The sequence below is a fragment of the Streptomyces sp. NPDC001536 genome, from assembly GCF_042894505.1.
GTDB lineage: Bacteria > Actinomycetota > Actinomycetes > Streptomycetales > Streptomycetaceae > Streptomyces.
The window spans coordinates 595,959-610,648 of record NZ_JBIAVQ010000002.1 but is presented as its reverse complement, the minus strand read 5'-3'; the positions used below and the strand labels follow the sequence as shown (position 1 = coordinate 610,648).

10 protein-coding genes are annotated in these 14,690 nt (G+C 70.0%); 5 read left to right on the top strand and 5 right to left on the bottom strand.

Features of this window, described 5'->3' with window-relative positions:
* Window positions 1-747 (top strand): VOC family protein, encoded by a 747-nt coding sequence (locus ACFY0U_RS07810; RefSeq protein ID WP_388632387.1) that lies wholly within the window; start codon window positions 1-3, stop codon window positions 745-747.
* 295 nt (window positions 748-1,042) lie between these two features.
* On the opposite strand, the gene ACFY0U_RS07805 is transcribed toward ACFY0U_RS07810, so the two are convergent.
* The 3 genes from ACFY0U_RS07805 to ACFY0U_RS07795 all read right to left on the bottom strand — a co-directional run bounded on the left by ACFY0U_RS07805 (window position 1,043) and on the right by ACFY0U_RS07795 (window position 3,664).
* Window positions 1,043-2,572 carry a helix-turn-helix domain-containing protein gene (locus tag ACFY0U_RS07805; RefSeq protein WP_388631806.1) on the bottom strand — a complete coding sequence of 510 codons (1,530 nt, stop codon included), beginning with the start codon at window positions 2,570-2,572 and terminating at the stop codon, window positions 1,043-1,045.
* A 73-nt stretch (window positions 2,573-2,645) separates the two neighbouring features.
* Window positions 2,646-2,846, bottom strand: a complete 201-nt coding sequence (locus tag ACFY0U_RS07800) for a DUF4236 domain-containing protein (RefSeq protein ID WP_388631804.1) — start codon at window positions 2,844-2,846, stop codon at window positions 2,646-2,648.
* A 38-nt stretch (window positions 2,847-2,884) separates the two neighbouring features.
* Window positions 2,885-3,664 (bottom strand): DUF6985 domain-containing protein, encoded by a 780-nt coding sequence (locus ACFY0U_RS07795; protein ID WP_388631802.1) that lies wholly within the window; start codon window positions 3,662-3,664, stop codon window positions 2,885-2,887.
* A gap of 295 nt (window positions 3,665-3,959) precedes the next feature.
* Here ACFY0U_RS07795 and acnA point away from each other — a divergent pair, with 295 nt between their 5' ends.
* Window positions 3,960-6,674: an aconitate hydratase AcnA gene (acnA, locus tag ACFY0U_RS07790; protein ID WP_388631799.1), complete on the top strand. Its 2,715-nt coding sequence runs from the start codon at window positions 3,960-3,962 to the stop codon at window positions 6,672-6,674.
* A 58-nt stretch (window positions 6,675-6,732) separates the two neighbouring features.
* Here acnA and ACFY0U_RS07785 read toward each other — a convergent pair whose 3' ends face one another.
* Entirely contained in the window at window positions 6,733-7,746 is a 1,014-nt protein-coding gene (locus ACFY0U_RS07785; RefSeq protein ID WP_388631796.1) for a LuxR C-terminal-related transcriptional regulator, read from the bottom strand.
* 66 nt (window positions 7,747-7,812) lie between these two features.
* Entirely contained in the window at window positions 7,813-11,481 is a 3,669-nt protein-coding gene (locus ACFY0U_RS07780) for a S8 family serine peptidase (protein WP_388631794.1), read from the bottom strand.
* Between the two features lie 258 nt (window positions 11,482-11,739).
* Between ACFY0U_RS07780 and ACFY0U_RS07775 the strand changes: the two genes are divergently transcribed.
* The 3 genes from ACFY0U_RS07775 (at window position 11,740) to ACFY0U_RS07765 (ending at window position 14,454) form a co-directional block, all read left to right on the top strand.
* On the top strand, window positions 11,740-12,465 hold the full coding sequence (locus ACFY0U_RS07775; RefSeq protein WP_388631791.1) for a response regulator transcription factor: 726 nt from the start codon (window positions 11,740-11,742) through the stop codon (window positions 12,463-12,465).
* Window positions 12,462-13,958: an ATP-binding protein gene (locus tag ACFY0U_RS07770; protein WP_388631788.1), complete on the top strand. Its 1,497-nt coding sequence runs from the start codon at window positions 12,462-12,464 to the stop codon at window positions 13,956-13,958. The genes ACFY0U_RS07775 and ACFY0U_RS07770 overlap by 4 nt, the downstream gene beginning before the upstream one ends.
* Window positions 13,959-14,211: 253 nt before the next feature.
* Window positions 14,212-14,454 carry a DUF397 domain-containing protein gene (locus tag ACFY0U_RS07765; RefSeq protein ID WP_388631786.1) on the top strand — a complete coding sequence of 81 codons (243 nt, stop codon included), beginning with the start codon at window positions 14,212-14,214 and terminating at the stop codon, window positions 14,452-14,454.
* The last annotated feature ends 236 nt before the right edge of the window (window positions 14,455-14,690 follow it).

Here is a 14,690-nt window from a genome sequence, read left to right as displayed (position 1 = left end):
ATGAAGATCAACCGTCACCCTGTCGGCGCACCGTGCTGGGCGGACCTCGACACCCCCGACGTCGCCTCCGCCCGCACCTTCTACGGCTCCCTCTTCGGCTGGGAGGGCCTCCAACTCCCCAGCGGATACGTGAACTTCATGCTGCGGGGCGAGAAGGTCGTGGGTGCGGTCGAGCTCCGGGAGGGGCAGGAGCACTCGTCCGGCTGGAGCGCCTACTTCATGTCGGACGACCTCGACGCGACGACGAAGGCGGTGGAGGCGGCCGGGGGCCGGGTCCTGAGCCCGCCCGCGAAGGTCTCGGTGGCCGGCAGCGCCGCGGTGTACGCGGCCCCCGACGGCGCGGTGTTCGGCGCCTGGGAGCCGGACAAGCACCCCGGCTCCGGGCTGGTGCGCGAGCCCGGGGCGCTGTCCTGGTTCGGGCTGAGCACTCCGGACACCGAGGGCGCCAAGGCGTTCTACGCCCAGGTCTTCGGCTGGAGCGCGGCCGTGCCCCCGGCAGGAGGGGCCGCCGCCCATCTGACCTTCGTGGGCGGCGTCGCGGAGTTCGGCGCGGTCACGAGCGCGCCCGGCGGCGAGGCCGGCTGGACCCTGCACTTCGGCGTGGCGGACGTGGACGCGACAGCGGCGGCGGCGACCGCGCTCGGCGGCGGTGTCGTCTCCGGGCCTTCCGAGGCGCCCGGAGTCGGACGCGTCGCGGTCCTGAGCGACCCCGCGGGCGTGAAGTTCGGCGTGGTCCACCACGCCTGACCGACAGCGGCCGCCCCGGCGGGCCCGCGCTCCCCGCCGGGTCGGTTGCCCCGAACAGGATCGGTCCGCAGACCCCCGCAAGCCCGCAAGCCCGCAAGGCCCCAGGTTCCGACACGACGAGGGAGAGGAGGTGGTGTGCCGTGCAGAGCGACCCCCCGAGTCCGCCCGCGCGTACCCCCCCGCCCCGCCCTCGGACCTGCCGTGACGGCCCCGGTACGCGCTCCGGAGGAGGAGAACGTCCCCGCCCCCGCCGTAACAGCGGGAAGAGGGCGCTGCGCGGAACGCCCGGAGCGCCTCAGATGTCCCGGAAGATCTCGATCTGCGCCCCGACCGAGTTGAGACGCTCGGCCAGGTCCTCGTAACCGCGGTTGATGACGTACACGTTGCGCAGCACGGACGTGCCCTCCGCCGCCATCATCGCCAGCAGCACGACCACGGCGGGGCGCAGGGCCGGCGGGCACATCATCTCGGCGGCGCGCCAGCGGGTCGGGCCCTCGACCAGGACGCGGTGCGGGTCCAGCAACTGGAGGCGGCCGCCGAGGCGGTTGAGGTCGGTGAGATAGATCGCGCGGTTGTCGTAGACCCAGTCGTGGATCAGCGTCTTGCCCTGCGCGGAGGCCGCGATGGCCGCGAAGAACGGGACGTTGTCGATGTTGAGGCCCGGGAACGGCATCGGGTGGATCTTGTCGATCGGCGCCTCCAGCTTGGAGGGGCGGACGGTGAGGTCCACCAGGCGCGTACGGCCGTTGTCCGCGACGTACTCAGGCGTACGGTCGTGGTCGAGGCCCATCTCCTCCAGGACCGCCAGCTCGATCTCCAGGAACTCGATCGGCACCCGGCGCACCGTCAGCTCCGACTCCGTCACCACCGCCGCGGCCAGCAGGCTCATCGCCTCGACCGGGTCCTCGGAGGGGGAGTAGTCCACGTCGACGTCGATGGTCGGCATGCCGTGCACGGTGAGCGTGGTGGTGCCGATGCCCTCGACCTTGACGCCGAGCGCCTCCAGGAAGAAGCAGAGGTCCTGGACCATGTAGTTGGAGGACGCGTTGCGGATGACCGTGACGCCGTCATGGCGGGCGGCGGCAAGCAGCGCGTTCTCGGTCACGGTGTCGCCGCGCTCGGTCAGCACGATCGGGCGGTCGGGGGAGATCGAGTGGTCCACCTGCGCGTGGTAGAGCCCCTCGGTCGCGGCGATGTCCAGACCGAACCGGCGCAGCGCGATCATGTGCGGCTCGATGGTCCTCGTACCGAGGTCGCAGCCACCGGCGTAGGGCAGCTTGAAGCTGTCCATGCGGTGCAGCAGCGGGCCGAGGAACATGATGATCGAGCGGGTGCGGCGGGCCGCGTCCGCGTCGATGGCGCCCATGTCCAGCTCGGCCGGCGGCACGATCTCCAGGTCGGTGCCGTCGTTGATCCAGCGGGTGCGCACCCCGATGGAGTTGAGCACCTCCAGAAGGCGGTAGACCTCCTCGATGCGGGCGACGCGGCGCAGCACTGTGCGCCCCTTGTTGAGGAGGGAGGCGCACAGCAGTGCCACGCACGCGTTCTTGCTCGTCTTGACGTCGATGGCGCCGGAGAGCCGGCGGCCGCCGACGACCCGCAGATGCATCGGGCCCGCGTAGCCCAGAGAGACGATCTCGCTCTCCAGGGCTTCACCGATTCGAGCGATCATCTCAAGGCTGATGTTCTGGTTGCCACGCTCGATGCGGTTCACAGCGCTCTGACTGGTACCGAGAGCTTCTGCCAGCTGCGACTGTGTCCAGCCCCGGTGTTGCCGGGCGTCACGGATGAGCTTGCCGATGCGTACGAGGTAATCGTCTGCCATGGGGTTGAGGCTATCTCAGATATGAGATGGCGCATTCCTGGGGGTCCGTCCGGGTGACGGACCTGATGGTGCGTCAATGCCGCCTGGCGTTACGGGTGCGGCGCCATCCGAAAGGTCCGGGCAAATCCACCGATGTCGTACGACGTCCTGTGCTGCTGCTGGTGTGTTTCGGCCCGTGCTTGCCACCGCCGGTGGTGATGGACCAGGAGCGCCGGTTGATGTTCAGCCGGACACCGGGAAGGATCCGGAAACTCTTGCGGAATGTGAGGGGCATCTGTGTCTCCCGTCTGAGTCGCGGAACGTACCTGTCGGTTACCCCGACTTGGCGTACTGATGGCCGAACGCGACGGGCTCTTCGAAGGTGACCGAGGTCACCGGTGCGGTGGTGACGACGTACGGGTGCCGTGACACGGGACCGTCCTCGTCCCGCAACTCCAACACCCCCGCCTCCGGGCACCGCCAGGTGAGCCGGGTGACGTACTCCCCGCCGAGGTTGGCCAGCAGGCTCCACCCCGTCCCGTCGGCGCGCAGCTCGAACTCGGACGCCTCCATCACGCCGTACTCGAAGGGGGAGCTGTCCCAGTGGCCGAGGAGCGCCTCGTCCAGGCCGGTGCGGGGGTTCGAGGCGTCCCGTTCGGCGATCCAGAGGAGGAACGCGGTGTCGGCGCCGCCGACGTCGACGACGCGGGTGCCGTGCAGCAGTACCCCCAGGCCGTGCTCCTCGTCCCGCGGGCACGAGAACTCGACGCCGACATAGGGGACGCGGTCGCGGGAGGCCTGGTGGACGTACACGGCGGCGACGCGCACGGCGTCGTCGAGCGCGGAGGCGGTCGCCAGGTCCTGTGGCTCCAGTGCGCGGACCGCGTGGGCGTGGATCGTCCGGCGGGCGGCGGTCAGCAGGGTGGGGAGATTCTCGACCGCCCAAGTCGCCGACGCGAGCTCGGCCTCGTCCAGGGGGTGGTCCTCCCGGCCCTCGGGGGCGTAGTACAGGGGGAGGGGTCCGGGGGCGGCGGCCCAAGTGCCCGGCGGCAGGGTGATCCGTGCCGTCCAGGCGTACGCGTCCTCGTCCCGCCAGAAGTCGGGCCCGTTCACGCGGTACCGGCGTTCGTGAGGGTCCTGCCCGCGCCGGAGGTCGCGTTCGGCCAGATAATCACCGAGTGAGCCTAGCCGTGTGGGACATCACAAACGGAGGCGGGGCATGACCATCCGGCGCCCGTGTACTAGAGTTATCTCGACATCGAGATATCTGCCTGGGCGCACCGCAGCCGCCCGCATCACCCCCGCGACGGTAAGGGTTACCTAACTTAGCCTGACCTTAGCGGATCGGCCAAGATGCCGTAGCGGCAGGATCGTGGTGAGTACGCGCACATCAATGAAGGAGACTGTCGTGTCGGCGAACAGCTTCGACGCCCGTGCCACGCTGAGCGTGGGCGACGAGTCGTACGAGATCTTCCGGCTGGACCAGGTGGAAGGCTCGGCTCGCCTTCCGTACAGCCTCAAGGTTCTGCTGGAGAACCTGCTCCGTACCGAGGACGGCGCGAACATCACCGCCGACCACATCCGCGCCCTCGGCAACTGGGACTCCCAGGCCCAGCCGTCGCAGGAGATCCAGTTCACGCCCGCCCGCGTGATCATGCAGGACTTCACCGGCGTGCCCTGTGTCGTCGACCTCGCCACCATGCGTGAGGCCGTCAAGGCGCTCGGCGGCGACCCGGCGAAGGTCAACCCGCTCTCCCCGGCCGAGATGGTCATCGACCACTCCGTCATCGCCGACAAGTTCGGCACCAACGACGCCTTCAAGCAGAACGTCGACCTGGAGTACGGCCGCAACAAGGAGCGCTACCAGTTCCTGCGCTGGGGCCAGACCGCCTTCGACGACTTCAAGGTCGTCCCCCCGGGCACCGGCATCGTCCACCAGGTCAACATCGAGCACCTCGCCCGTACGGTCATGGTGCGAGGCGGCCAGGCATACCCCGACACCCTGGTCGGCACCGACTCGCACACCACCATGGTCAACGGCCTCGGTGTGCTGGGCTGGGGCGTCGGCGGCATCGAGGCCGAGGCCGCGATGCTCGGTCAGCCGGTCTCGATGCTCATCCCGCGCGTCGTCGGCTTCAAGCTGACCGGTGAGCTCACCCCCGGCACCACCGCCACCGACCTCGTGCTCACCATCACCGAGATGCTCCGCAAGCACGGTGTGGTCGGCAAGTTCGTCGAGTTCTACGGTGAGGGCGTCGCCGCCACCTCCCTCGCGAACCGCGCCACCATCGGCAACATGTCGCCGGAGTTCGGCTCCACCGCCGCCGTCTTCCCGATCGACGGCGAGACCATCAAGTACCTCAAGCTCACCGGCCGCTCCGAGCAGCAGCTCGCGCTCGTCGAGGCGTACGCCAAGGAGCAGGGCCTCTGGCTGGACCCGCAGGCCGAGCCGGACTTCTCCGAGAAGCTGGAGCTGGACCTGTCGACGGTCGTCCCGTCGATCGCCGGCCCGAAGCGCCCGCAGGACCGTATCGTCCTCGCCAACGCCTCCCAGCAGTTCGCCCAGGACGTGCGCAACTACGTCGTGGACGACTCCGAGGCGGGCAAGGAGTCCTTCCCGGCCTCCGACGCCCCGGCCGTCTCCAACGGCGTCCCGTCCAACCCGGTCACCGTGACCGCCCCCGACGGCTCGACCTACGAGATCGACCACGGCGCGGTGACGGTCGCGGCCATCACCTCCTGCACCAACACCTCGAACCCGTACGTCATGGTCGCCGCTGCGCTCGTCGCGAAGAAGGCCGTGGAGAAGGGCCTGACCCGCAAGCCGTGGGTCAAGACCACCCTCGCCCCGGGCTCCAAGGTCGTCACCGACTACTTCGACAAGGCGGGGCTCACCCCCTACCTCGACAAGGTCGGCTTCAACCTCGTCGGCTACGGCTGCACCACCTGCATCGGCAACTCCGGCCCGCTGCCGGAGGAGGTCTCCAAGGCCGTCAACGACCACGACCTCGCGGTCACCTCGGTCCTCTCGGGCAACCGTAACTTCGAGGGCCGTATCAACCCCGACGTCAAGATGAACTACCTGGCCTCCCCGCCGCTGGTCGTCGCGTACGCCATCGCGGGCTCCATGAAGGTGGACATCACCAAGGACGCCCTCGGTGTCGACCAGGACGGCAAGCCGGTCTACCTGACCGACATCTGGCCGACCGAGGCCGAGGTCAACGACGTCGTGGCCAACGCCATCGGCGAGGACATGTTCAACAAGTCCTACCAGGACGTCTTCGCGGGCGACGCCCAGTGGCAGGCGCTGTCGATCCCGACCGGCAACACCTTCGAGTGGGACCCGCAGTCGACCTACGTCCGCAAGCCCCCGTACTTCGAGGGCATGACGATGGAGACCACCCCGGTCTCCGACATCACGGGCGCCCGCGTCCTGGCCAAGCTGGGCGACTCGGTCACCACCGACCACATCTCCCCGGCCGGTGCCATCAAGGCCGACACCCCGGCCGGCAAGTACCTCACCGAGCACGGTGTGGAGCGTCGTGACTTCAACTCCTACGGCTCCCGCCGAGGCAACCACGAGGTCATGATCCGCGGCACGTTCGCCAACATCCGCCTGCGCAACCAGCTCGCGCCGGGCACCGAGGGCGGCTACACCCGCGACTTCACCCAGCCCGACGGCCCGGTGTCGTTCATCTACGACGCCTCGCGCAACTACATCGAGCAGGGCATCCCGCTGGTCATCCTGGGCGGCAAGGAGTACGGCTCCGGCTCGTCCCGCGACTGGGCCGCCAAGGGCACCGCGCTCCTCGGCGTCAAGGCCGTCATCACCGAGTCGTACGAGCGCATCCACCGCTCGAACCTCATCGGCATGGGCGTCCTGCCGCTCCAGTTCCCGGAGGGCCAGAACGCCGAGTCCCTCGGTCTGACCGGCGAGGAGACCTTCTCCTTCACCGGCGTCGAGGAGCTCAACAACGGCACCACGCCGCGCACGGTCAAGGTCACCACCGACACGGGCGTCGAGTTCGACGCGGTCGTCCGCATCGACACCCCCGGTGAGGCCGACTACTACCGCAACGGCGGCATCATGCAGTACGTGCTGCGCAGCCTGATCCGCGGCTAGTTCTCGCCAGGAGGGCCGCATCCCCGGTGACGGGGGTGCGGCCCTCCGTCGTTCGCTCCTACACCCAGCCGAGCTGCGTCGCCCGTACCCCCAGCTGGAACCGGCTCGCCGCCCCCAGCCGCTCCTGCAGCTCGCTCACCCGCCGCCGCAGGGTCCTGAGGCTCACGCCCAGATGGCGGGCCACCGCCTCGTCCTTCATCCCGGCCGCCAGCAGCCGGATCAACGTCCGCTCGCCCTCGGCGAGTTCACCCTCACCGACCGGCTGTCCGAGCGGTGTCGCCTGCTGCCAGGCCAGGTCGAAGAGCTTCTGGAGCGCCTCGGTGACCCCGGAGTGCCGTACGACCGCGGCGCAGTAGCCGCCCGTGCCGGACGCGGTCAGCGGAACCATCGCCCGACGCCCGTCGACCACCAGTAACTTGACCGGCACCGCGGGCAACACCCGGGCCTGCTCCCCGAGTCCGACCATCCGCCAGGCGTGGAAGAGGACGTCCGGGTCTTCCAGAGCGGTCGCCGCGTAGACCGTGCGGCAGACGATCCCGCGGTCGAGCAGATCGGCCTGGAGGTCCAACTGCGGGGTGAGCGGGGCCAGATACGGGGGAGTGTCGAAGACGCACACCTCGTGCTCGGCGCGCGCGTACAGCTCCTCCAGGCGGGCCGCGTTGGCGCCCTCCCCGGAGACCACCTCGACCAGCCGGGACGGCTCCTCGCGCAGCAGCCCCGCCTCGTACACCGTCGACATCTCCTCGGCGGTGGCGGCGAGCAGCTCGGACTCCGTCTCCCGCCGCCGGATCAGCGCGCGGATCGCCACCCGTGGGTCGACCGCGCGTATCCCGCCCAGGGAGTCCGGCGGTTGCAGCAGGCCGAGCGTGAGCAGCCGGTCGCAGGACGCGCGGACGCGGGCCGGAGCGGCGCCGGTCAGCAGCGCCCAGCCGGCCGTGTCCGCGTCCGGCTGGTGGAGGATCGCCTGGTACACCAGCTCGTCGAAGGCCGAGACCCCCACCGCGGACCAAGGGCTCGCGGCAGGGGCCGGTCTTGCCGTGTCGTGTGCCGTGTCGTGTGCCGTGTTCACCATGTCCCGGCACGGTAGAGGATCTTTGTTAAGGCTTCAGGACCATGGCTTTCGGGTCGTGGCTCAGGGCTATGACTTCAAGCCGAACGCCCGCAGCACGGTCTGGTCGATCGCGTTGCCGTCACGGTCGGTGGCCCGCACCCGCAGGGACACCGTCTCGGCGCCCTTCGCGGGCTTGAACCGGGCCTCGCCGTCCTTGACCTTCACCTCCTTCCAGGACGCGCCGTCGTCGTAGGAGACCCAGGCCTTCAGACCGCGTGCCTTCACGCCGCCCAGCTGGTTCGCCACCGGCAGCGCGACCTCCAACTGCCGCCCGCGCTCGGCCCGGTTGAGCAGATCGAGGCCCTTGGGTGCGATACCGACCGTGAGCAGCGGCAGCGCCGTCTCGGTCGTGGTGTGCGCCGAGGCGAAGGTCCACTCGGTGTGGGTGCTCGTGGAGTACCTGGCCCAGGCCGCCCGGCGCTGGACGTCCAGGTCGAAGCGGTACGACGCCTTGTCCGCCGACACGTCGAAGACGCCGTACCCGCCGAGCGTCGAGTCACCGACCAACTTCCCGTCCGCGTAGAGCTTGCCCTGCGCGGTGCTGGTGGAGCCGTCGATGTACCCGTAGTGACCCGGCGCGGAGTCGCTCAACTCCGCTATGGAGAGGGTGAGTCTGTCACCGGTGCGTTCGGAGAGGCCGTACTCCTCACTGGTGCCGGGGCGCACGACCTGGCGAAGCCAGTTCTCGGTGGGTTCCGTGGCGGGCTTGCCGAAGGTCCGCAGCGGGCTCCACTGGCCCCTGAGCGTGTTCCAGTTCGGCATGACGACGTGCCAGGTCCGGGTGTCGGGGTCGACGTAGTAGTACTCGTCGCGTTCCGTGCCCAGCTCCAGGTACACGCTGCTCTCGATGCCGTAGAGCTGCCAGGGGCGGAAGGTGTACAGGGTGTCCGCACCGATCTCGCCGGCCGTGGCCCCGTGGTAACGGGCCTTCTTCTTCACGGTGTTGGAGCCGTCCAGGCGGTAGGTCTGGTCCGCCGAGATGGCACCGCTCTCCGCGGCGAGCAGGTTGTAGACGTAGGGGCTGACCGGCGTACCGCTCAGCTTCAGCGTGACCTTCTTGCCGGTCTTCAGCAGGTCGGTGAGCGCGGCGCCCTCCTCGCCGGTGGCGATCATCAGCGGGACGGTGGTCGCGCGGTCCACGGCCTCGATCCAGAAGCCGGGGGTCTTGCGGTACACGATGAGGTAACCCGCCCCGGCCTTGGTCGCGTTGTCCAGCGCGTTCTGCGCCCGCTCGGTCGCGCCGACCCCGACCACCGCGACCTTGCCCTTGACGTCGAGCCCCGCGAAGTCGGCCTCGGTACCGCCGCCCGCGTCCACCGCCTGGACCTTGTGGTCGCCGCTGATCTTCAGCGGGAAGTCCTCGTACGTCTGGGAGTAGTAGAGCGAGGACAGGGACGTCTTCTCCGGACTGGTGACGCTCGCCGTCAACTCCGGTGCGTACAACCGGAACTTGGCGGAGAACTCCAGACTGCCCTCGGTGACCTGCTCGGTCGGCGTCACGTAGACGTGCTTGGTCCAGAAGCCCTGGCTGTAGGTGAGCCCCCAGGCGTTGGTCGGTCCCTCCCGGTGCCAGTTGGTGCTGAAGCCCTCGAACTCGGAGGTCTGTTTGGTCTTCGGCTTGATCTCCACCGCCTTGCGGGCGTCGAGGACGACCTCGGTGTCCGCGCCGACCTTGATCTCGGGGTTGCCGACGACCGAGGTGCCGACGGCCAGCCCGCCCGCGTCCCGGTCCGGGATCCAGGTCGCCATGGAGTAGGTGCCGGCCGGAACCCGCCAGGTCCAGCCGGTGCCGATGAATCCGTACGCGTCGGGGATGGCGCCGTTCAGCTCCATGAGCGTGAAGATCGACGCCCCGGTCGACGGCTTGCCGTCGCGGCCCAGGAGCGAGACCTTGAGGGCGTAGGTCTTCGGCGCCTTCTCGAAGCCGACGCCCGTGGTGACCTGGACGCCGTCGGCCCTCGCCGTGATGTGGCCCGAGTACCGGCCCTCGCCCTCCTGCGCGGGGTCGACCCCGACCGGGACCGAGGCGGTGCCGCGGGCGGGCACGGTCAGCGTGTCTGCGCCCGGAGCGACGTCAGGGAGCGACGACGACAGCTTCAACTCCACCGCTGTGTCAGTGGTGTTGGTGTACGTGATGTCCTTGGTGACGACCTCCGAGTCGCCCTCCTCGAACTTGCCGAAGCTCAGTGTCGGGGTCGCGAAGACGTTCTGTGTGACGGCCCGCACGGCGTCGACCCGGCCGTCGCCCTGCTCGAACACCGAGGCGTCGGCATTCGTCTTCGCGGTGCTGGCCAGGGCTTCCTTGATCCGCTGCCCCGTCCAGTCCGGATGCGCCTGTGCGACCAGTGCCGCCGCGCCCGCGACATGCGGGGTCGCCATCGAAGTGCCGTTCGCCGTCGTGTAGTTGTCGTCGACCGGCGTTCCCATCGTGGTGCCGGCCGCACGGGCCGCGGTGATGCTCACGCCCGGCGCCGTGATCTCCGGCTTGACCGCGAAGTCACCGGGGCGGGGGCCACGGCTGGAGAAGGACGCCAGCTGGTCGGACTTGTCGACCGCGCCGACGGTGAGCGCCGAGTCGGCGATGCCCGGGGTGCCCACGGTCTGCGCGCCCGGGCCCGCGTTGCCCGACGCGATGACGAAGAGACTGCCGGTGGACGCGGACAGCTCGTCGACGGTCTCACTGAGCACGTCCGAGGCACCGGACGCCGTACCGCCCAGCGACATCGAGACGATCTTCGCCCCGGAGTTCGCCGCCCACTCCATGCCCGCGATGATCCACGACGATTGGCCGTCGCCCGCGTTGTTCAGCACCTTGCCGACCAGCAGCTCCGCGCCCGGCGCGACCCCCTTGCGGCTGCCGCCCGAGGCCGCGCCCGAGCCGACGATCGTGGACGCCACATGGGTGCCGTGGCCGTGCCCGTCCCGCACCGCCTGGTCGGGCACGAAGCTCTGCGACTCGGCGATCTTCCCGGCGAGGTCCGGGTGCTCGGTGTCCACACCCGTGTCCAGGACCGCGACCTTGACCCCGGCGCCGTCGTAGCCCGACTGCCACACCTCGGGCGCCCCGATCTGCGGCACGCTCACCTCGAGGGAGGCCTTCACCTTGGCGTCCAGCCAGATCTTGTCGATGCCCTCGCCGAGCCGTTTCGCGGCCTTGGTGGTGGGCTCGGTGCCGAGGGCCGGGGCGATGTCCGCCCAGAAGGCGGTGGACTTCCTCGCGCTGAGCGCGGCGCCGTCGATCCCGGGCAGCGCGAGCGTCCGGCGGGCGCCCTCCGGTGTCTCGGCGCCCTTGCTGTAGGTCGCGATCACCGGTGTGGCACCGGTCTTCGCGTCCGAGTAGCCCTGCTTGACCAACGCGGTGACATTGAACAGGGCCGGATCGAGGCGGCCCGCCTGGATCAGCGGGATCGCGTCGGCCGGTATGACGCTGACCTCGCCGTCCTTCTCGCTGGACAGGAAGGTGGCGGCCTCGCGGCCCTTGCCGTGCCGGACGTCGACGGCGTTCTTGCCGTCCGGTCCCGCGGTGAGCGACACCGTGTCGCCGGTGATGAGGGTGACGGTCTGCGGTGCGGTGGTGCGTGAGCCCGTGGGGGATGCGGTGACCGGCGAACCGGCAGCTGCCGTCGCGGGCGGGATCGCCGCCGCGACGAGTCCGGCGGCCGCGGCCCCGGCCCACAGGGCGTGGAGTCTTCGCATGGGTGGACGTCCTCCCCTGAAACGCGTGAAAAGCTCCCGCGGGTGAGCGGAAGCCTGTGCTTCAGCCTGGGCGCCGAGTCACAGCCGGCTCAAGGGAAACCGGTGGCCGATGCGTGCCAATGCCCCCTTCGGTCACGGCAGTTGACTCCCGCACCCCAGCGTGGGAAACCCGGTCGCGCCTGGTGGCAGGCCGTTTCGCACGGCTGTGCCTCAGGTGGAGCACAGGGTTCCCACAGCCCACGGGGACAGGATCGGGACATGACTGGCAGCGCTGGGTACCGAAACGGCCGTGTCCGCGTGCTCATCGTCGACGACGAGCCCGCGCTCACCGACGTGCTCTCCGTGGCCGTCGAGGAGGCGGGCTGGCGCGCCTGTCCGGCGCTCGACGGACAGAGCGCGCTGCGGGCCGCGCGCGGCTGCGCCCCGCACGCCGTCGTCCTCGACGGGATGCTGCCAGACCTGGACGGCCTCCAGGTGCTGCGCCGGCTGCGCTACGAGAACCCGAAGCTGCCCGTCCTCATGCTCACCGCCCGCGACGCCCTGGAACACCGGCTCGACGGCCTGGAGGCGGGCGCCGACGACTACGTCACCAAGCCCTTCTCCCTGGAGGAGGTCGTCCTGCGGCTGCGCGGACTGCTGCGCCGGGCCGGGGCCGGACCCGCCCGCGCCGACGACTCCGTACGCGTCCTCGGCGACCTCGTACTGACCGAGGAGACCCGCGAGGTGCACCGCGCCGGGACGCCGGTCCGGCTCACCGCCAAGGAGTTCGACCTGCTCAGCCTGATGCTGGGCCACCCGCGCCAGGTGCTCAGCAAGGCGCAGATCCTCGACCACGTCTGGAGCACCTCCTTCGACGGCGGCGGCAACCTCGTCGAGGTCTACATCTCCAGCCTCCGCCGGAAGATCGACAGGGGCCGGGCGCCGATGATCCACACCGTGCGCGGCCTCGGCTACGTCATCCGCCCGGTGGAGGACGGCAGATGACCGCCCGCCGACGCCTGCGCTCCCTGCGCACCCGCCTGCTCGTCTTCATCGGCGTCACCCTGGCGGCCGTGTGCGTCGTGATGGCGCTGACCACGGTCTTCGTCCAACGTTCCTACCTGCTGGGCAACTTGGACGACCGCGTCCACAACGCCGCCCAGCGCAGCCTCGGCGGCGCCCGGCTCCACCCCGACCAGGGAAGCAGCCTCGCCTTCCTGATGGAGAGCGGCCACCCGTCCGGCATGCTCGCCGCCCGCCTGGACGAGGACGGCGGCGTCCTCACCGCCGAGGTCGTCAGCCAGGATGCCCCGCCCACGGCCCTGACCGACGCCCAGCGCGCCGCGCTGGAAGGGACCGCGATGAACGGCTCGACGCACACGGTGACGGTGCCCGGCCTCGGGACGTACCGGATCACCGCGGTGGACAGCGACGGCGTACGGGTCCTCGCCGGCCTCCCCATGGACGACGTCCAGCGCCTGATCAACGGCCTGGTCGTGGTCGAGGTGGTCGTGGCGGCGACGGGCCTCGCCGTGGCGGGCTGTGTCTGCGCCGTGGTGATCCGCCGCCAGCTGCGCCCCCTCGGCCGGGTCGCCGCCACCGCCGTCGAGGTCTCCCGCGCACCTCTGGACCGCGGCGAGGTCACCGCCCTCACCCGCGTCCCGGCCGACGACACCGACCCGGGCAGCGAGGCGGGCCAGGTGGGCGCCGCGCTCAACCGCATGATCGACCACGTCGAGTCCTCCCTCTCGGAACGCCGGCGCACCGAGGAACGCATGCGCCGCTTCCTCTCCGACGCGAGCCACGAACTGCGCACCCCTCTGGCCTCCATCGCGGGCTACGCCGAACTGATGAACCGCGGCACCGACCGGATCGAACCGGTACTGGCCTGGCGCCGGGTCTCCGCCGAGTCGGCCCGGATGACAGGCCTCGTCGAGGACCTGCTGCTCCTCGCCCGCCTCGACGAGGGCCGCCCCCTGCGGTCCGCCGAGGTGGACATGGCCGCCCTGGTCGCCGAGGCGGTCTGGGACGCGCGGGCCGCGGGCGGCGGCCACGACTGGCACCTGGAACTGTGCCTCGACGCGGCCCCGTTGGTCGCCGGCGACGAGGCTCGTCTGCACCAGGTGGTCGCCAACCTCCTGGCCAACGCGCGGGTGCACACGCCGGTGGGGACGCGGGTGGTCGCGATCGTGGAGGCACGTGACGACCTGTGCGTCGTCCGCATCCGCGACGACGGCCCCGGCATTCCGCCCGCCCTCCTCCCGACGGTCTTCGAACGCTTCACCCGGGCGGACGTGTCCCGCACCAGGGCCGGTGGGCTGGAGGGCGGTTCCGGACTGGGGCTGGCCATCGTCGCGGCGATCACGGCGGCGCACGGGGGAGGGATCGAGGTGCGGAGTGAGCCGGGGCGCACGGAGTTCCGCATCGAGCTGCCGCTCGCAGGCGACACCGTGGGTGCGCTGAGCCATGTCAACTCGCCAAGAACTGTGAGTACTTGAGCCAACAGATACCCAAGTTGGTTTGTGGGGAGGGCAGTTGGGAACGTCGACGAAGCGGCAACTGGATGTGAGACGCGGCGGTCGCAATGACGTACGGCATATCGACAGATTCGGGTATGGCTGTGGTGGGCTGGGATCATTTACGCTGAACATCTAGTAGCTGTGCGTAGTCTTGTGGGTGCCATGTGTGGTTCTTTGGCTTGACGTTCGGGGGTACTTGCCTGCGGTGGTGCGCGACCGCCCACTAGCATGGATGGGCACTGCCCAGGCGTATCGGGGGAGCAGGAGGGCTGAGGTGGTGCATAGGGGGGAACCCTTGTGGCGCAGGAGCAGCATGTGTGGCAATGAGAACGAGTGTGTGGAGGTCGCCGTGTGTGAGGGCCGGGTACTCGCTCGTGACTCCAAGGAACCCCATCGTTCGCCTCTGCGATTCACCGCTCCCGTCTGGGCACAGTTCCTTTGCGCGGTGAACCAAGGGGCGTTAGAGGGTTCGTGATGTTCTTGAACAGCCATCGGCAGTAGGTAGGGGGCCTGTATGCGTGCCGAGGCATCTGCGATGCGGGATTCGGGGAAGAAGCGGGGGAAACGGGACGCGGTCATCGGCGGCGCCGTGGCTTTCGCGCTCGCTGCCGGTGCGCTGGCGACGCTGGCGGCCGCCCTTGCCTCCCTGCTCGTCGACAGCCTGCTCGCCAAGCGGATCCTGTGGGTGTCCGTGGCGGTCGGGGTGTCCGT

Bases quoted from the DNA above. Each gene is read 5' to 3' on its own strand.
- ACFY0U_RS07810 (WP_388632387.1), top strand. From the start codon at position 1: ATGAAGATCAACCGTCACCCTGTCGGCGCACCGTGCTGGGCGGACCTC.
- ACFY0U_RS07805 (WP_388631806.1), bottom strand. From the start codon at position 2,572: ATGGCAGACGATTACCTCGTACGCATCGGCAAGCTCATCCGTGACGCC.
- ACFY0U_RS07800 (WP_388631804.1), bottom strand. From the start codon at position 2,846: ATGCCCCTCACATTCCGCAAGAGTTTCCGGATCCTTCCCGGTGTCCGG.
- ACFY0U_RS07785 (WP_388631796.1), bottom strand. From the start codon at position 7,746: ATGGTGAACACGGCACACGACACGGCACACGACACGGCAAGACCGGCC.
- ACFY0U_RS07780 (WP_388631794.1), bottom strand. From the start codon at position 11,481: ATGCGAAGACTCCACGCCCTGTGGGCCGGGGCCGCGGCCGCCGGACTC.
- ACFY0U_RS07775 (WP_388631791.1), top strand. From the start codon at position 11,740: ATGACTGGCAGCGCTGGGTACCGAAACGGCCGTGTCCGCGTGCTCATC.
- ACFY0U_RS07770 (WP_388631788.1), top strand. From the start codon at position 12,462: ATGACCGCCCGCCGACGCCTGCGCTCCCTGCGCACCCGCCTGCTCGTC.
- ACFY0U_RS07765 (WP_388631786.1), top strand. From the start codon at position 14,212: ATGGGCACTGCCCAGGCGTATCGGGGGAGCAGGAGGGCTGAGGTGGTG.